The organism is Brevibacillus nigriterrae (assembly GCF_049846925.1).
GTDB lineage: Bacteria > Bacillota > Bacilli > Brevibacillales > Brevibacillaceae > Brevibacillus_H.
In genome coordinates, this window is the sequence record NZ_JBNCMT010000014.1 from 54340 (window position 1) to 77775 (window position 23436).

General features: G+C 44.9%; 23 protein-coding genes and 1 riboswitch. Of the genes, 17 read left to right on the top strand and 6 right to left on the bottom strand.

Annotation, left to right across the window (positions count from 1 at the left end):
• Positions 1-44 precede the first annotated feature (44 nt).
• The 7 genes from ACPW7N_RS12235 to ACPW7N_RS12265 all read left to right on the top strand — a co-directional run bounded on the left by ACPW7N_RS12235 (position 45) and on the right by ACPW7N_RS12265 (position 10202).
• Positions 45-4043, top strand: a complete 3999-nt coding sequence (locus ACPW7N_RS12235; protein WP_425651371.1) for a S8 family peptidase — start codon at positions 45-47, stop codon at positions 4041-4043.
• A 263-nt stretch (positions 4044-4306) separates the two neighbouring features.
• Entirely contained in the window at positions 4307-4663 is a 357-nt protein-coding gene (locus ACPW7N_RS12240; protein WP_425651372.1) for a hypothetical protein, read from the top strand.
• Between the two features lie 176 nt (positions 4664-4839).
• The gene (katA, locus tag ACPW7N_RS12245; RefSeq protein WP_425651373.1) at positions 4840-6300 is read left to right on the top strand and encodes a catalase KatA; all 1461 of its coding nucleotides are present in this window, start codon (positions 4840-4842) and stop codon (positions 6298-6300) included.
• Between the two features lie 116 nt (positions 6301-6416).
• Complete coding sequence (locus tag ACPW7N_RS12250; RefSeq protein ID WP_425651374.1) at positions 6417-7190, top strand: sirohydrochlorin chelatase; 774 nt, start codon at positions 6417-6419, stop codon at positions 7188-7190.
• A gap of 114 nt (positions 7191-7304) precedes the next feature.
• On the top strand, positions 7305-8033 hold the full coding sequence (locus ACPW7N_RS12255) for an ABC transporter ATP-binding protein (RefSeq protein WP_425651375.1): 729 nt from the start codon (positions 7305-7307) through the stop codon (positions 8031-8033).
• The gene (locus ACPW7N_RS12260) at positions 8030-9214 is read left to right on the top strand and encodes an ABC transporter permease (RefSeq protein ID WP_425651376.1); all 1185 of its coding nucleotides are present in this window, start codon (positions 8030-8032) and stop codon (positions 9212-9214) included. Before ACPW7N_RS12255 ends, ACPW7N_RS12260 begins: the two co-directional genes overlap by 4 nt.
• 49 nt (positions 9215-9263) lie before the next feature.
• On the top strand, positions 9264-10202 hold the full coding sequence (locus ACPW7N_RS12265) for a DMT family transporter (protein WP_425651377.1): 939 nt from the start codon (positions 9264-9266) through the stop codon (positions 10200-10202).
• Positions 10203-10205: 3 nt separating this feature from the next.
• On the opposite strand, the gene ACPW7N_RS12270 is transcribed toward ACPW7N_RS12265, so the two are convergent.
• Both ACPW7N_RS12270 and ACPW7N_RS12275 read right to left on the bottom strand, forming a co-directional pair.
• Positions 10206-10751, bottom strand: a complete 546-nt coding sequence (locus ACPW7N_RS12270; RefSeq protein WP_425651426.1) for a cysteine hydrolase family protein — start codon at positions 10749-10751, stop codon at positions 10206-10208.
• Positions 10752-10787: 36 nt separating this feature from the next.
• Positions 10788-11378: a DJ-1/PfpI family protein gene (locus tag ACPW7N_RS12275; RefSeq protein WP_425651378.1), complete on the bottom strand. Its 591-nt coding sequence runs from the start codon at positions 11376-11378 to the stop codon at positions 10788-10790.
• Between the two features lie 142 nt (positions 11379-11520).
• Here ACPW7N_RS12275 and ACPW7N_RS12280 point away from each other — a divergent pair, with 142 nt between their 5' ends.
• Complete coding sequence (locus ACPW7N_RS12280) at positions 11521-12399, top strand: LysR family transcriptional regulator (protein WP_425651379.1); 879 nt, start codon at positions 11521-11523, stop codon at positions 12397-12399.
• A 74-nt stretch (positions 12400-12473) separates the two neighbouring features.
• On the opposite strand, the gene ACPW7N_RS12285 is transcribed toward ACPW7N_RS12280, so the two are convergent.
• Positions 12474-13439, bottom strand: coding sequence for an ROK family glucokinase (locus tag ACPW7N_RS12285; RefSeq protein WP_425651380.1), 966 nt, complete (start codon positions 13437-13439; stop codon positions 12474-12476).
• Positions 13440-13638: 199 nt separating this feature from the next.
• On the opposite strand from ACPW7N_RS12285, the gene ACPW7N_RS12290 reads away from it, so the two are divergent.
• Entirely contained in the window at positions 13639-14529 is an 891-nt protein-coding gene (locus ACPW7N_RS12290) for a diacylglycerol kinase (RefSeq protein ID WP_425651427.1), read from the top strand.
• Positions 14530-14634: 105 nt separating this feature from the next.
• Complete coding sequence (rlmD, locus tag ACPW7N_RS12295) at positions 14635-16080, top strand: 23S rRNA (uracil(1939)-C(5))-methyltransferase RlmD (RefSeq protein ID WP_425651428.1); 1446 nt, start codon at positions 14635-14637, stop codon at positions 16078-16080.
• Here the strand turns inward: rlmD and ACPW7N_RS12300 are convergent.
• Positions 16077-17627 carry a recombinase family protein gene (locus ACPW7N_RS12300; RefSeq protein ID WP_425651381.1) on the bottom strand — a complete coding sequence of 517 codons (1551 nt, stop codon included), beginning with the start codon at positions 17625-17627 and terminating at the stop codon, positions 16077-16079. The genes rlmD and ACPW7N_RS12300 overlap by 4 nt on opposite strands.
• 1 nt (position 17628) lies before the next feature.
• Complete coding sequence (locus ACPW7N_RS12305) at positions 17629-17784, bottom strand: hypothetical protein (RefSeq protein WP_425651382.1); 156 nt, start codon at positions 17782-17784, stop codon at positions 17629-17631.
• Between the two features lie 337 nt (positions 17785-18121).
• Between ACPW7N_RS12305 and ACPW7N_RS12310 the strand changes: the two genes are divergently transcribed.
• The 5 genes from ACPW7N_RS12310 to ACPW7N_RS12330 all read left to right on the top strand — a co-directional run bounded on the left by ACPW7N_RS12310 (position 18122) and on the right by ACPW7N_RS12330 (position 20193).
• Positions 18122-18298 (top strand): helix-turn-helix domain-containing protein, encoded by a 177-nt coding sequence (locus ACPW7N_RS12310; RefSeq protein ID WP_425651383.1) that lies wholly within the window; start codon positions 18122-18124, stop codon positions 18296-18298.
• A 2-nt stretch (positions 18299-18300) separates the two neighbouring features.
• Complete coding sequence (locus tag ACPW7N_RS12315; protein WP_425651384.1) at positions 18301-18504, top strand: helix-turn-helix domain-containing protein; 204 nt, start codon at positions 18301-18303, stop codon at positions 18502-18504.
• A 2-nt stretch (positions 18505-18506) separates the two neighbouring features.
• Positions 18507-18746 carry a hypothetical protein gene (locus ACPW7N_RS12320; protein WP_425651385.1) on the top strand — a complete coding sequence of 80 codons (240 nt, stop codon included), beginning with the start codon at positions 18507-18509 and terminating at the stop codon, positions 18744-18746.
• 185 nt (positions 18747-18931) lie between these two features.
• Entirely contained in the window at positions 18932-19114 is a 183-nt protein-coding gene (locus ACPW7N_RS12325; RefSeq protein WP_425651386.1) for a helix-turn-helix domain-containing protein, read from the top strand.
• Positions 19114-20193, top strand: a complete 1080-nt coding sequence (locus ACPW7N_RS12330) for a hypothetical protein (protein WP_425651387.1) — start codon at positions 19114-19116, stop codon at positions 20191-20193. Before ACPW7N_RS12325 ends, ACPW7N_RS12330 begins: the two co-directional genes overlap by 1 nt.
• Positions 20194-20450: 257 nt before the next feature.
• On the opposite strand, the gene ACPW7N_RS12335 is transcribed toward ACPW7N_RS12330, so the two are convergent.
• Positions 20451-20948: a hypothetical protein gene (locus ACPW7N_RS12335; RefSeq protein WP_425651388.1), complete on the bottom strand. Its 498-nt coding sequence runs from the start codon at positions 20946-20948 to the stop codon at positions 20451-20453.
• 195 nt (positions 20949-21143) lie between these two features.
• Between ACPW7N_RS12335 and ACPW7N_RS12340 the strand changes: the two genes are divergently transcribed.
• Both ACPW7N_RS12340 and ACPW7N_RS12345 read left to right on the top strand, forming a co-directional pair.
• Positions 21144-21725, top strand: a complete 582-nt coding sequence (locus tag ACPW7N_RS12340) for a recombinase family protein (RefSeq protein ID WP_425651389.1) — start codon at positions 21144-21146, stop codon at positions 21723-21725.
• 243 nt (positions 21726-21968) lie between these two features.
• Positions 21969-22029: riboswitch (Fluoride riboswitch) on the top strand.
• Between the two features lie 68 nt (positions 22030-22097).
• Positions 22098-23411, top strand: coding sequence for a voltage-gated chloride channel family protein (locus ACPW7N_RS12345; protein ID WP_425651390.1), 1314 nt, complete (start codon positions 22098-22100; stop codon positions 23409-23411).
• The last annotated feature ends 25 nt before the right edge of the window (positions 23412-23436 follow it).

A 23436-nucleotide genomic window follows, 5' to 3' on the forward strand; every position in this document is an offset into this window, starting at 1 on the left:
GTATTATAATTGGATACATATATTTCCAGTGGAGGTGTTTATTTTTGTTACATAGCAAATTATTTAAAACGCTGTTAGTGCTTCCTTTGTTAACAGCGATGTTCTCACCTGCCGTCCTGGCGCAAACGGGAGAGACTGCTTCGTCGCAAGAAAAGACTCAAGCAGATCGAGTGGAAGGTGAATGGATTGTTCAATTCAAACAGTCCAAGCCCTACGCCAAGCTCTCTTCCCAAGCACTCAACAAATTGCAGGAATTCGAACGGACTGAAGTTCAAAACAGCGGACAGACATTATTGGTAAAAGGCAATGACGATCAGTTAACTGAACTGAAAAAGGAATTGGAGAAAGATCCAGAGGTAGCATTTGTAGAACCGAACTATCGTTACTATACGACGGATGTCACTTCCAAACCAAACGATCCCAAGATAGGCCAGCAATGGGGGCTAGAACAGGTTTCGGCACTGCAAGCATGGGATACAATTCGTAACTGGAACGGCGAAATGAAAGAGTCTGTTACCGTAGCGGTTATTGACACGGGGATTGACCTAGGCCATCCCGATCTGAAAAACCGGTACATCCCCGGCTACAGTACGCTGGAAAATAGTCCTGATTTTACTGATGATGTTGGTCACGGTACACATGTTGCCGGAATAATCGCTGCCGATACGAACAACGGCAAAGGAATTGCGGGTGTATCTGGTGAATCACCGGTCAAGATTTTACCGATTCGAGCTTTGGGGAAACAAGGGGGTACATCACTTACTGTTGCCTCAGGGATCGAGCGTGCGATCGAAGCGAAGGTAGATGTGATTAACCTGAGCCTTGGTGGCAGGGGATATAGCCAGTTATTGCGGCAAACGATCAAAAAAGCAACTGATCAGGGAATCCTTGTTGTCGTCGCAGCAGGCAATGCTAACACCAATACTGACAATTACTTCCCTGCGGGCTTCAGCGAGTGTTTGACCGTTGCTGCTGTTAATGAGAAAATCAAACCTTCTTCGTTTAGCAATTATGGATCTGCCGTCGATCTGGCTGCTCCAGGCGAGCAGATTCTCAGTACTGTTCTTGATGACCAATACGAGCAATATAACGGAACGTCAATGGCGACTCCGTTCGTTAGCGCTGCAGCCGCTTTAGTCAAATTGACCCACCCAGATTGGGGTACAGAAGAGATTCGTAATGCGCTGGAAACCTCTGCTCGTGATATCGGATCATCTGGATTTGACGCCACGACAGGACATGGGTTGCTGGATGTGAATCAAGCGATCCTGGCTCAGCAAAATGTGCCTTTGCAGGTAGAATCACCAGCCTTTGGCAGCCAAGTTTTCGGCAAGGTTACTATGAACCTAGTAATTTTCGATGATTCCGTGCGACAGGTTCGTCTCTCCACAAAAGAGGGCAAACTGCTGGGAACGGCGCAGGTGGAGAACAAAAGAGCAACTGTGACGTGGGATACGAACTTGCTTCAATCGGGACGAACCAGCCTGATCATCGAAGCATTTGATCAGATGTCAAGCAAACCGATTGGTGATGCCAGGGAATGGATAGTCGTTATTCGCGACCAGGAAAAACAAGGCTTGGGTATTAGCGCTACGAAGCCGTCAGGTGAACCTGCAAAAGGAACGATGTTAATGTTGTTCAAAAAGAATCAACGTTCCCCAATTTATCAAGGTTATGTAAATGATCAGGGGCAAACATTCTTGCCCAAATTAACCCTTTTGCCAGGAGAGACATACGGTCTGTATGCTACTTACAAAGATGATGTAACTGGCGAGAATTACCTGCAATTCTATCCTGTTACATCAAAAACTACTTCTTTGACAATTGACTTTGGCCAGACTCACCCCGTCCAAATCGAATTGATGAAAAACGGAAAATCGCTGATAGGGAACAATGATCTTGAGGCAACGCTTTATTTAAATGCAGTATCTGACGAAAATAGGTTTCTTCCAGCATATGTGAATTATCAAGTGGAAATTAAAGATGGACAAGTCGTCTTACCCCGTCTTGCCCCAGGCACCTATGAGGTCGAACTGCAAGGATCTGTAGGTAATCAATACCACTTCTTGCTAAACCAGAAGGTCGAGATTACGAAACAGAATGGAAAAATAACTTTCGATTTAAATGATGCTTCAAAAATTGACTTTAAGTTACCAGAATGGGCAGACAGTATGATGATTGCCTATCAATGGATGCAGGCGCCTTATTTACCGATTCGTAAAAGCGGCAGCGTCTTTGTAACCAAAGAAGAGAGCGGAGAACTTATCCTGCTGCTCCAGCAGAAAACAAAGGACAAGGTATGGCTCTACGGAGTTAACGCATTAAATTTGGATACTACTCGAAATCGAACGGTCGATCTCTCAAAACCGCCAGTCATTGAATACAGGGAATATGAGCATCAGAAGGTAACAGGAGGAGGGTATCTTTACATTCCGGTAGATTTCAAGTTATCAGAAGATACGTACATCAATTCGATCTATTGGATGAACGCTTCAGATTGGGAATCGCTCTCTGCACAGCATGTGCTTACTCCGCCTGCATCTGATAAAGAGTTGACTTCTCAATTCTTGACTGTAGACAATGGTTTTGTTCAAGGAGATCCAGAGACGAATCCATTCTATTTTGACGGTCCCGAAACATACCTCACAGACAGCAAAGGAAATGAGGTTACCCGCTGGAAATTTGCATACGGAAGCGAAATACCCAATGATTCTACGCTCATCGATGGAATCTATCAAGTAAATGTGGACCTCTCTAAAGTGCCGCTTCCGATAGCTGTTCCACGAGTAAAAATTTGTGATATTGAATTCGTCCAGTCTGTTCCAAAGGTTACTGTTCTTGACCCGAACGGGCAGGTGTTCGAAGATGCAGATTTAATCGTAAGTGATCCAGAGACAGGAGAAAAACTGGCGCACATGGGTATCATCATGGTGATAACCGGAGGGAAAAATCCCGTTTTGGAATTTCCGCAGTTGGTCCCCGGCAAACCATGCCGGATCACGATCTTTGGCTTCACTAAAGATAAAGGATATGTTTTCTTTGACCATGAGATGCCTTTCCCAGGGGGACATTCTACACTGGATCTATCACAGGCACCACACCGTCCAAATAAAGTTCAGATCAACTGGGAAGAAAAAGATGATTCAGTGATCCTCTCTCGCAAGATAACGGAGGGTGATCAATTTTTAAGAGAATTTACTCCTGAATTTACTGGGGAATTATGGCTTGATCAAGGGACCTACTATTCGTTAGTGATGCGAAATAGTGGAGATAAACCGTTTGCTCAATCAAAAGAATTAATCATCTCACCTGATTCTACTGAAATACAGGTGGAACCGGATTACAATAAGTTAATCAAAGTACAGATTGAAGGAAGCAAACCTGCCAATACCGATTGGCTTATTGGCACCAGCTTGCAGATTACATCAGAAAAAGGTAACATGATGTTCCTGCTGAAGGCAGATGAGTCTCAGTCGGTTTACGTGCCTGCAGATCAAAAGGAATTTCAAGTTGTACAGTCAGTCACTGTTGATCAAGGTCAGGTAATCACTGTCATGGATGCCAAGTCGCGCAAATCGAAAGATGGTTACCGTCTGAAAGTGGGTGGTAAGCTTTCAGCCAAGGTTAGCGCACAACAACAAGAGTATGCACCAGGCGATAATGCAGAGTTTTCCGTTAACGTCTCAGATCAGTATGGCAATAAAGTAACAAATGGCAATGTCCAAGTGGATGCTCCTCTGAAGGATCTCGACCTTCCACTGGTGCTAACGAATAAGGGCGATCATGAGTGGGAGTTAGCATACTATGATATCCAGAAGAAGGAGTACGAAAAAATAAGTTGGCAGCTCATCGAACCGAAAATCCAGCTGAAAAAGGGGGATGAGATTGTGTTGGAGGAAAGTGGATATAGTTTTTGGACAAATCCGACACTCCAGCTTCCTGATGACCTGGAGCCTGGAACATACGAAGTTGTGTGGAGTACGCCTCTTCCCGTAGAATTGATCGCCACTACTCAATTTGAAGTAAAAGCAAATAAGCAGTAACGTAAAAACACAAAGTCGCTTTGTCATAAAATGATATGCACCCCTTAAGGTAGACATTGGGAAAACCTCTACGGTTACCGATGAAAACTTTAGGGGGTGCATTTTTGTGCCAGCAAAGAAAGGTCAGAGGTCAGGGGCGGATTACTCGAATAATGGTCATACTAGAAACATATCTAATTTTGCAGGGGTACTACAGTCTTTATCGACCATGAACTATATACTATAATTAACGTGTAAATAAGAAATAAGGAGTGACCGTATAAATGAATATTCTATCTGTTGAGGGAGGAAGTCTTCCAGCGGGTAAAGGTGGTTCACCATCTGATACGTTTGATGAATCAGTAGTAACCTACCAGGAGGGCAAAGAAACCAAAACATTGACCGTTACATATGTTCGCTACTTTCAAACTGTTTTAGCTGAGCAAGGAATTTACGATCATGAAAAGGAAGAGATTCCTCTATACAAGATCGTTGCTCTGCTTTATTTGGAGAAGTACCCGAATAGTAAGGAAAGCCGCCATTATTACAACGACACAAAGCATTTCCTCCAACTGTTTGAAGGCTTTTCCGTGCAAGCGTTTAAAGAGAAATATGCTACTAAACTTGCCCTTGTGTCCTAGCACAAGGGCTTTTGCATAAAGGCATTTATCAATAGAGTCATGGAAAAACTCACAGGATATAATTAGAACAAGTGTTTTATTATAATAATTATAATTTAGTATTGATTTTAAAATTATAGTTGTTATTATAGAATTATGACAATGTTCTTACTAAATCTTATGAGGTGATGTGTTCCATGAGTACAGATAAAAACAAGTTAACAACCAGTTGGGGTGCTCCCGTCGGAGATAATCAAAACTCCATAACAGCAGGTTCCCGTGGACCAACCTTGATTCAAGATGTTCATCTATTAGAAAAATTGGCTCACTTCAACAGAGAGCGTGTTCCAGAGCGTGTCGTCCATGCCAAAGGAGCAGGTGCACATGGGTATTTTGAAGTCACCAATGATCTTTCCAAATATACAAAAGCAAAGTTCTTGTCTGAAGTAGGCAAGCAAACACCGATGTTTATTCGCTTTTCTACAGTAGCAGGTGAACTTGGATCCGCCGATACCGTTCGTGACCCCCGTGGATTTGCGGTGAAGTTCTACACGGAGGAAGGCAATTACGATTTGGTGGGCAACAACACACCAGTATTCTTCATTCGTGATGCGATCAAGTTTCCTGACTTTATTCACACACAAAAGCGTGATCCAAAGACACATCTGAAAAACCCGACAGCCGTTTGGGATTTCTGGTCCCTGTCACCGGAAGCACTGCATCAGGTGACGATTCTTATGTCTGACCGTGGGATTCCTGCGACCTATCGTCACATGCATGGATTTGGCAGCCATACATTCAAATGGGTGAACGCAGTGGGCGAAGGTGTTTGGGTGAAATATCACTTCAAGACCGAGCAAGGCATCAAAAACCTGTCCAATGAAGTCGCAGCCCAGCTTGCGGGTGAAAATCCTGATTATCATACAGAAGATCTGTTCAATTCCATTGAAAAAGGAGACTTCCCGTCCTGGAAGCTGTATGTACAAATCATGCCACTGGAAGATGCCGATACGTATCGCTTTGACCCATTCGATGTGACAAAGGTATGGTCGCAAAAGAATTACCCATTGATCGAAGTGGGACGCATGGTGCTGAATCGCAATCCAGAAAACTATTTCGCTGAAGTGGAGCAGGCGACTTTCTCCCCAGGTAATTTCGTGCCAGGCATTGAGCCTTCACCGGATAAAATGTTGCAAGGACGCCTTTTCGCTTATGCCGATGCCCATCGTTATCGTGTCGGTGTAAACCATAACCATTTGCCGATCAATCGTCCGCTATCAGGGGCAAATCACTACCAACGGGATGGTCAAATGCGCTTTGACAACAATGGCGGTGGCTCTGTCTACTACGAACCAAACAGCTTCGGAGGGCCGAAAGAATCACCAGAAAACAAGCAAGCTCCTTACCCTGTAACTGGTGAGACCGGCAGTGTGGCGTATGATCATCATGATCACTATACGCAGGCGGGTGACCTGTATCGTTTGCTGTCAGAGGATGAGCGTACTCGTTTGGTTCAAAATATCGTGGCATCGATGAAGCCTGTTTCCAAGGAAGAAATCAAGCTACGTCAAATCCAGCACTTCTATAAAGCGGATCCTGATTATGGCAAGCGAATCGCTGAGGGACTTGGTCTATCGGTTCCAGAAGAAGCGGAATAGAGGTCAAACTGTCGTGTCCACTTGCCAGATATGACAATGAAGTGAAAAAATAGGAAGAGGAAAACAAGTTGGGTTATAATACCGATATCAACAAGGAAAGTAAGTGAGGAACGAACATGAGAAAAACCGGAATACTAGTCATCGGGCATGGTTCCAGCAACCCCTCTTGGGTAGAAATGGTGGATCAGGCAGTTCAAGAGTTGAAGACAGACGCTCCAGTCGCCACATGTTTCTTGGAGATGGTGGAAGGAAGACTGATTGAAGACGGTATTCGGGAGTTAGAGCAACAAGGTGTAGAACGCATTGTTGCGATACCACTGTTCGTTGCTTCCGGCAGTACACATATTGATGAGATTGGATGTTTACTGGGTGTCTACCAGATGAACGAAGCAATGACAGATGAAGGCATTGAGGCAATAGCGACAAAGGCAGAAATAATCTACTGTCCACCCATGGACGATCATCCACTTATCATAGAGATACTGGAACAGCGGATTCGAGAGCTCTCGGCAAACCCGGCTCAGGAGACACTACTCTTGGTTGGACACGGAGCAGATGAAGGAGAAAATCATGCTAAGTGGGAACGTGTGATGCAAAGCATGGCCGTATCGCTGAGAGAACGGTTTGGTTTCAAGGGTGTCAGCTATGGGACGCTTCATCCTGACAATCTGCGCTCCCGAACTCAGGCTTTATCCAGAAAGAACCAAACCATTGTTGTACCTCTTTTCTTAAGTGAAGGGTATTTCACCAAACGAGTGATTCCATCCCGCTTGGAAGGGTTATCCTATACGTATAATGGCAAAACATATCTTCCGCATCCCAATATATCCCACTGGTTACAGGACATTATCGATCGGGAGCTTGAGCGAAGCTGTCAGCCAACTAAGTAAATGAAAAGGATCTCCTGGTGATGTGGGAGGTCCTTTCGCTTCTTTTTCGAAACCAACCAGCTTCCCTGGTCGTAGCATAAAGTATGAATAAAATGGAAGGAGGGTCTGATTGCCGTGATTGAGCTGAATAGAGTTTCCAAGCGCTTTGGCTCGTTCCTTGCCGTTGATCAGCTTTCATTTGATGTGAAACCGGGGGAAGTGCTGGGGTTGTTGGGAGAGAACGGAGCAGGAAAGACGACAACCATGCGAATGATGGCCACATTGCTTGTACCGACAGACGGGGAAATACGAATCAATGGATTTTCTGTACGCAAGGACCCGATGCAGGTTCGCAGGCAGGTAGGCTTGTTGTTTGGTGGAGATGTAGGACTGTACGCCAGATTGACAGCGAGAGAGAACATTGAGTACTTTGGCAGACTGTACGATATGTCGCAAAAATCATTACAGGCAAGAGTGGATGAGCTTGGCCAAACGCTTGGAATGGAAGAATATCTGGAACGGCGTGTTGGCGCTTTTTCACGAGGAATGAAACAAAAGGTAGCCATTGCCCGTGCGTTGGTACACGATCCGCAGGTGATTTTGTTCGATGAGCCGACCACGGGGCTGGACGTGACGGCAGCGCAGGTATTTCGCACACTGATTCAGCATTTGCGTGACTCAGGAAAAACAATCCTCTTCTCCAGCCACAATATGGGAGAGGTAGAAAAGCTGTGCCACCGAGTGGTTATCATACATAAAGGCAAACAACGTTTTGAGGGAACTCTGCCTGCTCTGAAACAAGCCTATGCAAGCAATGATCTGGACGAAATCTTCATGCAGGTAGTAGGAGGTGGAAGAGCGTGAACGGAAAGCACATCAGCATCATTTTTCGCAAAGAATGCATCGACCTGCTCCGGGATCGCAAGACATGGATTGGTGCTTTTGTCATCCCACTGTTTGTCATTCCGCTCGTCTTTTTCCTGTTGGGTTCCAGTATTCAGAACGTTGAAAAGGAAGCGAAGGCGTATGTTCCGATCATGATCAAGGGGGATGTGAGCCACCCGTTAGCCAAGCGATTGCTGTCTATCCCGAATGCCAAAAGCATCACAGCGGAGAATCCAGAGCTGGCACTTCAAGCAGCGGAGATTCGGGCGATCATCGAGATTCCGCAAAATCTGGAGTCATCCATCACCTCCAAGCAATCAGTCAATATCCCCATCTGGTACGACCCTTCCAATCAAAAATCGGAATATGCGCTTGGAGTCATTGAAGACGTGATTGAGAAATACGAATCTGAGATTGTCGCAAAGCGCTTGACATCTGTCGGATTGTCAACGGAGGCAATTCAACCACTCAAGACCCAGATGACAAGTGTGGCAAGTGAAGAAAAAATGTCTGGCAGTATACTCGCCACGATCATTCCATTGATGCTCATGCTTTCACTAGCTTCAGGAGGGATTCCAGCCGCTACTGATCTCGTGGCAGGTGAGCGGGAGAGAGGAACATTGGAGTCACTCGTCAGTTCGCCAGTGGCAGGGGGCAGTATCCTGTTTGCCAAGCTGCTGACAACGATGATTATGAGCATCATCAGCGCATCGGCTTCGCTCGTCAGCTTGTCGATTGTACTTTCCACTGCTGGATTCGGTGCTGCGGAGGCGAAGCTGTCTCTTGGATTTCTGCAGCCTCTATCGGTGGGTGTCCTGTTCCTGATGATAATGCTTTTGTCAGCAATGTTTGCCGGATTGGAACTGTCGATCAGTTCCTTTGCGAGGTCCTTTAAAGAAGCACAGACGTATATGACACCAATAGCAATCCTTGCCGTCGTACCATCTTACATGTTGATGCCAGTCAATCCAGTGGATATTCCGGTTTTTTATTACTTACTGCCTGTTTTCAACGGGGCGGCCATCTTCAAGGAGATTTTTTACGGAGATTTGCTGCTTGGTCATTTTCTCATGGCTGCAGGGTCATCTGCCCTCTACGTAGGTGCTGCGATCTGGATCGCTTCCTACTTTTTTCGCAAGGAGGGTGTAATAGTCCGATAATTTTGTATAATATCAGTTATAACATTATCGGATAAGGTAGGTCATTCCTGTGGGTCAGTTCTATGTCGGTGTTCTGTATATTGTATTGTCTGCTGCTGCATTCGGGGTCATGCCCATTTTTGCTGTGTATGCCTATCAAGGCGGGAGTAATGTAGTTTCTTTGCTTGCGTTGCGCTTCCTGATGGCTGCCGTTCTCTTCCTGCTGGTCATCTTGTTTACTCGCAAGCGATGGGGGCTTACAGTGAAGCAGGTTTTGTCGCTCTTCGTGATGGGCGGCATTCTGTATACGGTTCAGTCATTTTCGTACCTCTCTGCGGTGCAGTACATACCTGCATCTCTTGCGGCGCTTTTGCTGTACACATTTCCGATTTACGTTGCGATTTTGGCTTATTTCATCGAAAAAGAAGCACTGAACAAACAAACCGTCTTCTCCATTCTTTTGTCGATTGGCGGGCTTGTCCTTATTTTGGGTACATCGTTTGGACAAATTAACCTGATGGGAATTATGCTTGCGCTGCTTGCAGCAGTTGTCTATGCCGTCTACATCATTACGGGGAATCGGTTGATCAAGGACATTCCCCCGTTGTTTGCCACGGTTTGTATCAGCTTTTTTGCGTCCTTGTCATTTTTTACAGTGGGCTGGTCAACAAATCAGCTTCATTTTAACTTTACAGAAGGAGCATGGTGGTCTATTGCCGGGATTGCCGTGATTTCTACGGTTGTTGCCATGTTTACTTTTTTCAAGGGCTTGGAGCTGATCGGGTCAACAAAGTCATCCATTCTCAGTACGGTTGAGCCGGTTATCACGATTGCTGCATCCACATTTTTGTTAAAAGAGCACATTACATGGATGCAGCTTCTCGGTGGGGTGGCTGTCTTGACGGGGGCGTTGCTCGTGGTTGCTACCCGTTCGAAGTCAGCAGAAGATTCAAGTGGAGATGTCGAGAATAGTGAAGTAAGTAAAGTGAAGGTGAAAAAAGTTCAATAGGGACTACGCGTCCAACAATTGTAGTATGCCTTTCGTATCGATCACGGTTGCGAATTCATCGTGCAGGCTGACCAGAGCCAAATTATGTATATCTTCGGCCCGGTATAGCTCTCCATCAAAGCTGATTCTGTCAAAAGTAGCTGTCGCATCAGACACAATGAACGGGTTGAACCCGAGGTTTTTGGCCATTCTCGTCGTCGTGGAAACACAGTGGTCCGTTGTCAGACCGACGATCACCAGTGATTCTATGCCGGAATCTTTTAGATAATTTTCAAGGTTGGTACCAATAAAGGAACTGTTCACATTTTTAATCATAACGGGTTCGTGTGGCAGCGGGGCAACGATCTCTTTAATGTCACGACCGGGGTGATGAGGTAAAGATGGGTTGCTGATATGCTGGATGTGGATGATTGGACGATTCGTTTTTCGCCACATCTGCAACAGTGCCGCCATGTTTTCCTCTGCATCCGGGTTGTTTCGTCTGCCAAGTGATCGATCATCAAAATGATTTTGTACATCGATCAAGAGCAATGCGGTGTTTGCGGTTATTTTCATACAGTAACTCCTTCTGCTCGGTAGCGGGTATTATTTCAGAAATCCCATCATTCGTTTTACATTGTTTGTATTTTCAGTGGAAGTAAGCGACTCAAGCAGGGTAAAGGCTACATCAAAAGCAGTAGCAGGATTATAAGAAGTGATGACATTGTTGTCGATGACAATGGACTGATCGGGAATCACATTGGCCCCCATTTCAGCTAATTGTTTTTGTCGTTTGCCACTGCCGAGATTGTAGGTTGTCGCGTTTCTTCCCTGTAATACGCCACTTTTGCCAACCACCAATGCACCCACACAGATTGAGGCGATCACTTTGCCTTGTCGATCGAATTCGCGGATAAACTCAAGAACATCGGGACGAAAGGCATCTTCATAAAAGCCTGCAGTCTCGAAGCCACCTGGCAGGGCTAATGCATCAAATTCATCTACGGTTACATCTGAAATGACTTTCTCCGGGATTACTGTAAAATTCCATGTGCATTTCAGTTCGTTTCGGGTGCCCACGGTAATGAGTTCGGTTGAGCCGTCCCCAAGGTTCAGGTTCCAGCCAATGACATCGGTAAACACACTTGCCTCAACTGCTTCAAAACCATTCGGTAATAGCAAACATACTCTTTTCATACAATCAGCTCCCCAAAAAAGTTTAGAAAAATTTTTTGTTGTGGAAATCCATTCACACAAGGATCATATGATACAATGAATCATTAGTAAAATTGAAATATCCAATAAAAACATTTGGGAATTCTGATAACAAAGCAAGCTGATGGGGGGATTCACCATCGACATCCGGCAATTTCAAACATTTAAAACCGTAGCTGAATTGAGTAGCTTCACAAAAGCAGCACAAGCACTACAGTACTCCCAGGCCACAATCACTTCTCATATTCAGCAACTGGAGGAAGAGTTGGGAGTTCCTTTGTTTGACCGATTGGGAAAGAGAATTCAGCTCACTGCGGCAGGGCATGAGTTGGTTCCGTATGTAGGGGAGTTGCTGGCCGCACACGCCAAGATCAAACAGATTTCTTCTGATGATATGAATTTGAAAGGCGAGCTTCGCATCGGTGCGTCAGAAACGATGACCGTTTACAAGCTAGGGCCTGTGCTGTCTCAGTTTAAAAAGAGTTATCCAGAAGTTACGATTTCTCTCATCAACGATAATTGTCTGCCGTTGCGAGAGAGGCTCCATTCGGGAGAACTGGACATAGCGATTACATTGGAGCCAAAAGTAAGTGATCCGCAATTGGCTACAGCCGTCTGCTCAGAAGAGCCGTTAGTCTTTGTTGGGGGTAATAATCTTTCTATTTCCAACATCTCCGAATTAAACGGTGAGTGTATTATTTTTAGTGAGAAAAATTGTGCGCTGCGGCGGTTTTTTGATGGTTACTTGTCGGGCAGAGGAATCATGGCAGGTAATTATCTGGAGTTTTCCAGTATGGAAGCAATGAAACAGTGTATAGTTAGCGGGTTAGGGATTAGTTTGATGCCGTACATCAGTGTAGAAGGGCTTCTACGAGAGGGAAAAATGAAGGTGATCGAGTATGTGCCAGATGAGCCATTACTGTTTTACGGGCAAGTCTCGTATCACAAAAACAAATGGCTGTCCAAAGCCAACAAGAAGTTCATCGAAATGGTATTGGCTTGATTCAGCCAAAAAGAAAAGGATGACATATAGTAGTCATGTCTACTATTGATCATCCTTTTATGATTATCTTGAGATTATTGTTGAGAATGTACCAGCCATGCCGCACCGATCACACCAGCGTCATTGCCTGTTGTAGCGGGAAGGATCTCGCAGGCACGAAAAGCAATTGGCAAAGTAAACTTCTGAAAAGATTGGCGGATTCGATCAAACAGGAAATCTCCTGCTGCAGATACACCGCCACCGATGACAATTTTGGCAGGGTTGAGAATGTTGGCGAGCTGGGAAAGGCCAAATCCGAGATAATGTGCCGCCTGATCAACAATAGCGAGGGCTGCTTCATCTCCAGCTAATGCCGCATCAAAAACATCCTTTGCATTCACTTTTCCGTTGGTGGACAGTCGCTCGGCCAGGAATGGGCTGGATTGGTCCTTGGCGACACGCATTCCTTCCCGGATAATTCCTGTGGCGGAAGCGTAGTTCTCCAGGCAGCCTGTTTTACCGCAATTGCACGGAGGGCCTCCAGTAGGTTCAACCGTGATATGACCAATTTCTCCGCCTGCTCCCGTCACGCCCTGGATCACGCGGCCCTCAACAATGACTCCTCCGCCAACACCCGTTCCCAGTGTGATGGCTACGAGATCAGTTGCGCCTTGGCCTGCACCTTGCCACATTTCGCCTAAAGCAGCATTATTGGCATCATTTCCTACGTAGACAGGAACTTTTGTGAGATGTTCGAGCTTTTCACGGAGTGGGACGTGCGTTTTCCAATGCAGATTGACTGCTTCAAACACAATACCAGACTTGTTATCAACAAACCCGGGTACACCGACGCCAATCCCCAATAGCTGTACATCGGGTGTGTTCAACTGACTGATTAGGTGTTGAATCGTCTTGTGAACGCTTTCAATAATAGCATCTACTCCGCCTGCTACGGGAGTAGGTTCTTGTGTCTTGAGCAGCATGCTGCCCGCTTGATCGAAAAGAGCGATTTTAATGGCTGTTCCACCTACATCTACTCCTGCAATAATGCCAGTCGTCACGTGACCCACCCCTATAAAAAATAGTATGAATTCCCATATTTATCTTACCATGTGCCCCCTTGTTGACAAAGAGAAATGAGAAGAAAAGCACGATGTCCCAACAATTGAGGCATAGCGATTCCCAAATTCGGCTATACAGGATATGATGGATAGAAGATAGCACGGAAATGTTTGGATGGAAGAAGGGAAAAGAGTGAAAATAAAAAGAGCGCGACTCATCTACAATCCTAGTTCGGGAAGAGAAGGGATTCGCCGCCAGTTACCCTACATCCTGGATATACTAGAAGATGCCGGATTTGAAACATCATGCTATGCGACCAAAGGAGCAGGAGATGCAACCAAGGAAGCAGCAGAAGCAGTTAGTCGAGGCTTCGATGTGATTATTGCGGCAGGTGGTGACGGGACCTTATATGAAGTCGTCAACGGGATTGCAGATAAGCCGAATCGCCCTGCCTTAGGGATTATTCCGGCGGGCACGAGCAACGATTTTGCCCGAGCACTCGGAATCCCCAAATCCCTCAGCAAATCGGCTGAAATCATCGCCAAACAAAAAACCAAGAAAATTGATATTGGGCGAATCAACAATCGCTACTTTATTAATATAGCGGGTGGCGGCTCTTTGACGGAGCTAACCTATGAAGTGCCTAGTAAATTAAAGACGGTCATCGGACAGCTCGCCTATTATGTGAAAGGGATGGAGAAGCTGCCATCGATCCACCCGACCCACGTACGAATCGAGACCCGTGATCAGGTCGTTATCGACGATGAGATCATGATGTTCCTGGTCGCCAACAGCCATTCTGTCGGGGGTTTCGACAAGCTGGCACCTCTGGCCGATTTATCAGATGGCAAGTTCGACTGTCTGGTTGTCAAAAAAATGAGTTTGCCCGAATTTATCCGTCTTTCCACCCATGCGGTCAAGGGAGATCATTTGAAGGACCCGAACATCATGTACTTCCAAACAAGCTATTTAAAAGCAACAACACAAGGGAGTGCCAAAATGCAACTCAACCTGGATGGCGAACTGGGCGGACAACTGCCGTGTGAATGCCAGGCATTGCATAATCATCAGCGGGTTTACGTGCCATAGAATTTTCAAAATGAACTTCAAAAAGGAGCAAGACATCTCGTGTCCAAAGGAACCAAACCTACGAAAAAATCGAAAAACAGATCGAATCCTTCTTCGAGAAGCGGTTTGAGAGATAAGGCAAAAAAACATTCGGGACATCATTCTACAGCTCAACCTGTGAAAGAGCGCAATTATCCCGTGCAAAACGATCAGATTCTTGAGTTGGAAATTACCGGTCTCAATCATGAGGGAGCAGGAGTAGGACGCCATGAAGGCTATACCTTGTTCGTCGCTGGAGCATTGCCAGGGGAAAAGGTACGTGTACAAGTGGAGCATACCAAAAAGAATTTTGGTTTTGCCCGTTTACTCGAAGTTATGGAGCAAAGTGCCGAGCGAGTGACGCCTCCCTGTCCTGTTTACGATCAGTGCGGAGGCTGTTCCTTACAGCACGTTTCCTACGCAGAGCAGCTTCGTCATAAAAGGCGAATTGTGGAAGAAAACCTGAAGCGCATCGGAGATTTTGATCTGGAGGGCGCAGGTATCACGGTTCATCCGACGCTTGGGATGGAAGAACCGTGGCGCTACCGCAATAAGGCACAAGTGCCGATTGGTGAAGAGGAAGGCGGACTGGTCGGTGGATTTTATGCGGAGAAATCTCATCGCATTATCGACATGGATGAGTGCCTGATCCAACATCAAGCTAACGACGAAGTGGTACGGGTGGTAAAGCAGGCGGCAAGTAAGCTGGGGATTCAGCCGTATGACGAAGTAAAGCATACTGGCTTGCTTCGTCATGTTGTGGTGCGTGTGGGAGCGAACACAGGTGAAGTGATGGTCGTGTTGATTACGACTGAGTCGTTTATACCGAGCCGGGATCATTTCATCGAGTCAATTCGCACGCAAATTCCGAATGTGAAAAGCATTGTGCAAAACATTAACGAGAAGCGGACAAACGTTATTTTTGGAGATACAACTAATACGCTGTGGGGCAGTGACGTCATTTACGACACAATAGGCCCTGTGAAATTTGCGATTTCGGCAAGGTCATTCTACCAGGTGAACCCGACGCAAACCGAGGTGCTGTATAACAAGACATTGGAATACGCCGGGCTTACGGGTGAAGAAAGCGTGATCGATGCGTACTGCGGAATCGGTACTATCTCCCTTTTCCTAGCACAGAAAGCCAAGCATGTCTACGGCGTGGAAATCGTGCCGGAAGCCATTTCTGACGCACATCGCAATGCGGAACTGAATGGGATAACGAATGCTAGTTTTGCGGTCGGAGCCGCTGAAGAGGTTATTCCTGCTTGGAAGGAAAAAGGGATACGGCCTGATGTGATTGTGGTTGATCCGCCTCGTAAGGGATGCGATGAGGCGCTGTTGACGACTATTTTGCAGATGAAGCCGAAGCGGGTGGTTTATGTGTCATGTAATCCTTCGACCTTAGCGAGGGATTTGAAGGTGCTTGGTGATTTGTATGAGTTAAAGGAAGTGCAGCCGGTGGATATGTTTCCGCATACGGGACATGTGGAGTGTACAGTGTTACTTAAATGGAAAGGGGCTTCTGATTAAGCCCCTTGCAATAAATCACCCATTTCCTGAGGGTGGGCAATGTTGTAGTGAATTTTAATAGTGCTGTCTTGATGAACTTCTATTTTCTGAATAACCTGATGAAGCAGTTGTTTTAGAACTTGCTCGTCATCAATGTCAAGCTGTGCAAATAACGCAATTTTCTTCTGAAAGGCACGGAATTGCTCTTCCGTGTCTTTTTGTGTTTCGAGAACGGATTCCAATTCCGCTTTGCGTTTGGCAAGGGCTTGTTGTTCTTCCTGATTCCGTTGATTTTGGGCGGTAAACTGCTCAAGGGTAAGAGCCTGATTGGAGAAGAGAGTTATAAGCCCCTGTACATTCTTCTCTAGCTGTTCTTGTTGCTTATTCAGCTTGTTTAACTCTTTGATTAGAGCAGTTTGTTTTAGACCAACATTCCCTTTCACAGCATCGAATAACCTATCCAATCTGACGTTACTGTCAATCAATTCCCTCAGGTCATTCTTCACAGTCGCGAGTAACGTATCATACCCGATGATGTGAGAAGAACAGAATGCCTTCCCACGTTTGACGTAACCACAACAGACATACGCTCCGCTCTGCATCTTTAGTCTATCCTTACGGTATGTCATACCCTGACCACAATCAGGACACAGCATAAGGTGTGCGAATAGGCTTTCTTGACCGTTACTGTGGCTCTTTCCCTTTGATTTCATAAGGTCTTGTACGGCTTGGAAATCTTCCTTTGAAATCAGGGCAGGGTGGGCATTCTCGAAGATAATCTGTTTATCTTCGGGAATTTTAACCCGTTCTTTAGACATGTGACTTATTACTTCTTCACGATGTTGGCATAGTGTTCCGGTGTAGGTGACGTTGGTCAAAATAAATTTTATACTTGATTGTTGCCAAACCGTCCCCTGATTACCTGCATTAGACACTGTTCTTGGTGTAGGGTAGCCGTGTTCAGTCAAGTAGTTACTGATTTTCTGCATTCCCCACCCGTCATGTAAATACCAGTGAAAAATGCTTTGTACATTTGGGGTGGTCAATTCATCAGGGACTAAGTTTCCGTTCTCATCCCGTCTGTAACCATATGCAGGCAATGAAGCCTGATACTTTCCCCGTTTAGCACTCCCTTGTCTTCCTATCTTAATTCTACGTGAGAAAGTAGCACTATCCTCTTCCGCTAACAAAGCACGAATATTGAAATTAAATTTACTTTGACTTGTAGCAGAATCGTAATTGTCCTCAGGAAGAATCAAACGAGCACCGGAACTAACGAGAATGTCTGCCGTCTGCAAGTTTTCAACTAAATTCCTCCCAAGTCGAGAAACGGATTTAGCTATAACCGCATCAAACTTCTTCTTTTTCGCATCGGCAAGTAATCGTTGCATTTGTGCACGATTTTTTACTTTTAGCCCACTAATACCATTGTCGATGTAAGTACCTGCTACCGTCCATCCTTTGCTTGTAACCCAATCCGTTGCATAGGCAATCTGATTGTCAATGCTGTCTTTTTGAGCATCCCGTGTGGTACTTACACGTGCATAAATCGCTACTTTCAAACTCATATTAACTCGCCATCCCTTCAGTGTCCGTTGAAGGAATGGTGTTTGCTCTATTCTCATCGTATTCAGGCTTGTTCAGCTTGTCAATGTGAGCCTTAATAATCGAAAGCAGAATATCCTCTAAGTTATTGCTTCCGTTAAATGTCCGTTCTACCTTCATAATTATCAACCCCCTCACAAGTAATCGTCGTTCTATGTCCGCGATTCGTTGCGATGGGCTTTAATTTATACCCCAATTCATCATTATTGATTTCGGAAAGGATATGCGTTTTGTTCAGATGGTAACTCGTTATTATCACAGAATGTATCTACGTTAATGCCCCGATTTTCTTTGAAATAGGTTAGCTTCGTGCTCTCTCCACTTTCCTGAACTAAATGAGCCGATATTATCGAAAATTATTGATTTTACCTTATTTGTACAAGCCTTTGTTATTCATACCGCCTGATTACTTATATTGGGTATGTAACAAATTCACAACCGAAAGGGGCGGTTCTCTATGGAACGTTTATACACTATCCGTGAGGTCATGGATATTCTACAGCTATCTTACACAACGGTTTACGGGCTGTGTAACAATGGCGGTCTGCCAAGCTGTAAAGTTGGGGGTTCGATTCGGATTCCTCAGGAAAGTCTCAGGAACTTCATTCTCAATAACACTACAGGAGGTCAGTAATAATGGAAGACATGAAAACGTATCTAGGACGCTTGTACAGCGCAGACGAGGTAGCCAAGCTATTGAACATTGAAATGGTCACCTGCTATAAGTGGCTCAATGACGGACGGATTAAAGCAATGAAGTTAGGTGGCTCTTTATGGCGTGTACGTGAAGCCGATTTAAGAACCTTCATTGAGGAATCCATTAAAGAAGGGAGACGTTAATCATGGAAAAGTATTACACCGTTGCTACAATCGCTCAAAGACTGTCTATAAACAGCCGCCGCATGGTCAGTGATGAAGCGGTCTATGGTTGGATTAGACAAGGTAAGCTACAGGTCGAACGAATCTCAGGCAACATTCGGGGCGTTGGCAAGTATCCCTACTATGTTGAGAGGGCGAATCTAAAGGTATTTCTACAGGATATGAATTATGACTTTGACAGAATCTTTCCTGAGAACGAGTAGCCGCCCCGACTGGATGCAAAAAAGCCCCTGCTGAGTCATGCAGGGGCGGAGAATAAGGACGTGTCTTTATTATAGGCATTTTCCTTCGCAACTAAACGCCCTCATGCAACGATTACTTATTGTGTGAGGGCATTTTTTTAGCCTTCAATGTCACTAGCTTATACCACTCCAAGGGGGAACAGGACATGAAAGAAATATTGAGTCGCAAAGAAGCCGCAAAAATTGCAGGAGTAAGCCCTAGGACGATACTAAGAGCCATACAAGCACGTCACCTAGAAGCTGTGAAGATTGGTGAGGGTAAGACCTGCTCTTACATGATAAGCCGCTCAGACGTTGCAGAGTACATTCAGAGAAGGGGGCGGAAGTAATGACGGGCAGATTCATCCTGTATCATACTGGATTCTACTCCCTTCCTAATGAAGTAGCATGTTGTAACCGCCTAACAGGTGATTCATTGAAATTGCTTGGACTTATTGTCAATCGGGTTAAAGTAGCCAATGTCCAACTTCCAACTACTGTAGCCATGTCAAGACTTCTTCTAAAAAGAGTATTCGGAAACAAAGATGACAAGACATTAAAAAACTATGCCAAACGCTTGAAGGAACTTGGGTTTATCAATTCCTACTCCCTTCAAGGTGGGGACGGTGGCGAGTTTATTTTTGCCATCAATGACTACCCTGAGAATAATCCGTTCGTGCTTCTTAGCCGAATCGAGAATGAAGTGATTGCGAACACTGAGTTACAGATAGGACATGGAGCGGATAGCCTTCTACAAGCCTTTACAGCCGCCGTTCAAGCAGTAGAACACGATTATGTCAATAGCCTAATGAACGTCACTGAGAGCCAACGTGAGATGATTCTAACAGCGTATCGTAGTTACCTTAGTGAGAAACTTCAAGCTGATGGGGCTTCAGTAGGTACTAGACAAGCAAAACCTAAGATTAAGATTAACAAAGCCAAGTCTTTACCAACAGAGACCCATTTACCTGATGATGTGCAGTCATGGTCATATCCTGAATTTACAAGGTACTTCCTTCAAGAGTACAGGAAGGTCACTGGTAAGATTCACAGCACTAGAAAAAGCCAAAAGACTGGTAAAAGTGTTGAGGATTGCATCAAGGACTTACAGCATCATTATAGAGACCATGAAAGAGCCGTGCAAAAACCAACAATGAAGAAGCACATTGAAAACTTCTTTGTGAACTATCCGCCCACTGATAAAATCACCCCAACAGCATTTCTAATGGCTGACTGTGATGCGCTTTATAATGTCCAACGCTACTTAGAGACGGGAAGCAAACATACCCCGTATGAAGAGCGTACATTTAAAGACAGGAAAGGCAAAAGCCAAGCTGAGATAAAAGCACAGCAAGCACAAGAAGCAAAACAAGAGAACACAGGCATGACACTTGAACAACTTAAAGAGCGATTGGCTAGTCGGCGTTGATTGAAATGACAAGGAAAATAAATTCCATACACAAGGAAAAATATTTCCCTGTACACGGAATTTATTTTCCCTCTAACTCTATATTGAAGGAAATATATTTCCCTCTCATGCTCATTTTCCCTAGGTAATACCTAGGCATATTGCTTCCCTAAGAACTTACATTATAAGAACAGAGAAAAGAACTGAGAACAAGTAGTACAGCACGACAGGGGAAGTTCGTTGACAGTAAGTAAAGTCGGCAGATTTGAAATACAGCTTTACGTTACAGCATGCTTTACATAACGTCCCCTAATTTCCGATTGTACCAAGTGCGGCACAGCCGCCTTTATCATAGCCTTTACTGAGCCGAAGCGTTTTCCAGTAAAAGGACATACGAAGTTAGGCTTTACCTCTACTTGTGATATGTCACCGCCCTTCGGGAACAGCACACGCAAGAATGACTCTCTAGCCCTCTCCAATACCTCAGGGGCGGCTGATTCCTCAAAGGAAGCAAAAATAGACCAAAACTCCTCGGCTTCCTTCCTATGTACAATCTTATGCTCAACATGATTCAAGTTACCTATTTCATAAATTGGTATAATTTCAGTTTTGATTAAAGTCACTTCATTCATAAGACTCTGAATATATGCCGCTACTGTTGGCTCTCCTGATGATTCAATCTGATTCCATTGTTCTTCCGTTAGTGTCAGTGACACCTTCCGAGTTATCCCCTGTGCTTTGCGTCCTGCACCTAATCGCACTCCGCACCTTGGCATATTCCTTTCCCTCCCTATGCTTGTTTCTAAAAGGCGGTACGAAAACGATTGTTTATGAAACGATTCCGAAACAGCTTGAAAAGTTCCCTATTCCGCTTGTATGTCGGTACGTTACTCGTTTCAAAATCATATTTACGTAAAGGTACGTTTATGATACTATGTAATTACTGATAAAGACAAAGGGGAACGTAAACAATGAGAATAGCTTACGCAAGGGTGTCAACCGCTGACCAGTCACTCAATTCACAAATGGACGCATTAGAAAAATTCGGATATGACCGTATCTACACTGAGAAAGCAAGCGGCGGCAAAGATAACCGCCCCGAACTTGAAAAGGCTTTAGATATGCTTCGTGAAGGCGACACTTTCATTGTTTACAAACTTGACCGCCTAGCACGTTCAACTCTAAAGCTAATAGCAACACTTGACGAACTGAAAAAGAAAGGCGTTGAGTTCGTAAGCCTTTCCGATAACATAGATACATCTACAGCGGCAGGAAAGGCGATGTTCGGCATGATGGCTGTATTTGCGGAGTTTGAGAAATCAATCATCCATGAACGAACTGTGGCAGGGCTTGAAGCGGCTAGGGCACGTGGACGTAAAGGAGGTCGCCCTAAGACTGATAATAAGAAGTTAGACAAAGCAGTCAAGTTGCATGAGAGTGGAGAGTTTACAGTAACACAAATTGAGGAAATGACAGGTGTAAGCAAGGGTTCGCTATATCGTGAACTTAATCGACGGAAGCAAGAAGTAACACAAGTGACTGAAACTGTCTGAGAGCCGTTGAGAGGCTTTATACGGTCAAAGCTGAACAGAGTAAACCGGAAGTAAGTGGGCGGCTCTGTTCAGCTTGTAGGGCGTATTATTGACCCCACCCAGTGCCTAGTGAATCGCTTTTTGTTGTCGCTTCAGAGTTTACCCCCATTTGCTCCGTACAAAATTTTTTCGAATTACCTTTGTACGCACATTTTAGTCGATATTGACACGAACTACGAAGGTTGATATATTATTGAAAGTAGTAACTGAATAGGCGATGGAGTTCGCCATTAACCGCCTTTGTGCTAATGACTCCTACCAGTTTATGTTTATTTGACATGAACTGGTAGGAGTTTTTTGTTTTTATCTGAATTATTGAAGGAGAGACAAAAATTGAAAAAATTCTTTGAAGGGCAAGCGTTAAGAGTTAGGGGCTATGCTGAAAGGTGGATTCACGTTGGAATCCTTGCTTCCTTGCTCAAGTGGATTGTATTAAGTGGGCTTGTAGGTATCTTTACTGGTTCAGCGTCTGCTCTTTTCTTGGCGAGTTTGGATTGGGCAACGAACACACGAACTTCCCATTCATGGTTATTATGGCTTCTTCCTGTCGGTGGGGCTGTCGTCAGTTACTTTTATTTGAAGTTCGGAAAGAATTCGTCAAAAGGCAATAACCTCATCCTAGAGCAGATTCACGAAGGTAATGGGACTATCCCATTCCGAATGGCACCCCTCGTTCTCTTTGGAACGATTGTGACACATTTGTTCGGCGGTTCGGCAGGACGAGAAGGAACAGCGGTACAAATGGGGGGGAGTTTTTCCGAATGGATTGGTAAAGTTTTTAAGCTAAACCCACTCGACAGGAAAATCATTTTGATGTGTGGAATAAGTAGCGGCTTCGGTTCTGTGTTCGGCACTCCCTTAGCAGGTACGGTATTTGGTCTTGAGGTTCTTGTTGTTGGTCTTATCCGATACGAAGCCCTGATTCCCTGCTTTATCGCAAGTTTCGTAGGCGATAAGGTTACGACAGCTTGGGGAATTCATCATCTGCATTATCAAATGGGAGATGTACCTGACTTTAGTACCTCCCTCTTGTTAAAAATCCTTTTTGCATCCGTCTTGTTCGGGTTAGTAGGTTTGCTCTTCAGTGAATTGACCCACCGTCTAAAGGCACTCTTTACGAAGGTATTCAAGAACCCCGTCACTAAAAGTTTTTGCGGCGGATTCGTCATCATTGGTTTGGTGTACCTCTTCGGCACAAGAGATTATCTAGGCTTGGGCATTCCGCTCATTCAGCAGTCATTCAATGAAAGTGTAGCCCCGTTCACCTTCTTGCTTAAAACAATCTTTACGTCACTCACACTAGGAGCAGGGTTTCAAGGTGGTGAAGTAACCCCATTATTTGTAATTGGCTCGACTTTGGGAAGTGCACTTGCACATTATTTGCAACTATCCGCCCCATTCCTAGCGGCAATTGGTTTTATCTCCGTTTTCAGCGGTGCAACTAATACTCCTATTGCCTGTTTCATTATGGGAATCGAACTATTCGGGGCGGAAGGTGCGCTGTATATGTTCATCGGTTGCATCATTAGTTACTTGTTCTCCGGTCATACCGGAATTTATGTAGCCCAAAGACTAGGTATTTCCAAAAGTAGAGCAGTCGCCATTGAGGAAAATGCTACTCTTGGCTCTCTGCACATCAAAAAATAACATTCATTCAGAGATAGGGGAAATA

Coding starts and splice junctions, on each gene's coding strand:
- ACPW7N_RS12330 (WP_425651387.1), top strand. CDS start 19,114: ATGACGGGCAGATTCATCCTGTATCATACTGGATTCTACTCCCTTCCT.
- ACPW7N_RS12315 (WP_425651384.1), top strand. CDS start 18,301: ATGGAAGACATGAAAACGTATCTAGGACGCTTGTACAGCGCAGACGAG.
- ACPW7N_RS12305 (WP_425651382.1), bottom strand. CDS start 17,784: ATGAAGGTAGAACGGACATTTAACGGAAGCAATAACTTAGAGGATATT.
- ACPW7N_RS12325 (WP_425651386.1), top strand. CDS start 18,932: ATGAAAGAAATATTGAGTCGCAAAGAAGCCGCAAAAATTGCAGGAGTA.
- katA (WP_425651373.1), top strand. CDS start 4,840: ATGAGTACAGATAAAAACAAGTTAACAACCAGTTGGGGTGCTCCCGTC.
- ACPW7N_RS12335 (WP_425651388.1), bottom strand. CDS start 20,948: ATGCCAAGGTGCGGAGTGCGATTAGGTGCAGGACGCAAAGCACAGGGG.
- ACPW7N_RS12340 (WP_425651389.1), top strand. CDS start 21,144: ATGAGAATAGCTTACGCAAGGGTGTCAACCGCTGACCAGTCACTCAAT.
- ACPW7N_RS12280 (WP_425651379.1), top strand. CDS start 11,521: ATGGGGGGATTCACCATCGACATCCGGCAATTTCAAACATTTAAAACC.
- ACPW7N_RS12250 (WP_425651374.1), top strand. CDS start 6,417: ATGAGAAAAACCGGAATACTAGTCATCGGGCATGGTTCCAGCAACCCC.
- ACPW7N_RS12320 (WP_425651385.1), top strand. CDS start 18,507: ATGGAAAAGTATTACACCGTTGCTACAATCGCTCAAAGACTGTCTATA.
- ACPW7N_RS12310 (WP_425651383.1), top strand. CDS start 18,122: ATGGAACGTTTATACACTATCCGTGAGGTCATGGATATTCTACAGCTA.
- ACPW7N_RS12240 (WP_425651372.1), top strand. CDS start 4,307: ATGAATATTCTATCTGTTGAGGGAGGAAGTCTTCCAGCGGGTAAAGGT.
- ACPW7N_RS12275 (WP_425651378.1), bottom strand. CDS start 11,378: ATGAAAAGAGTATGTTTGCTATTACCGAATGGTTTTGAAGCAGTTGAG.
- ACPW7N_RS12300 (WP_425651381.1), bottom strand. CDS start 17,627: ATGAGTTTGAAAGTAGCGATTTATGCACGTGTAAGTACCACACGGGAT.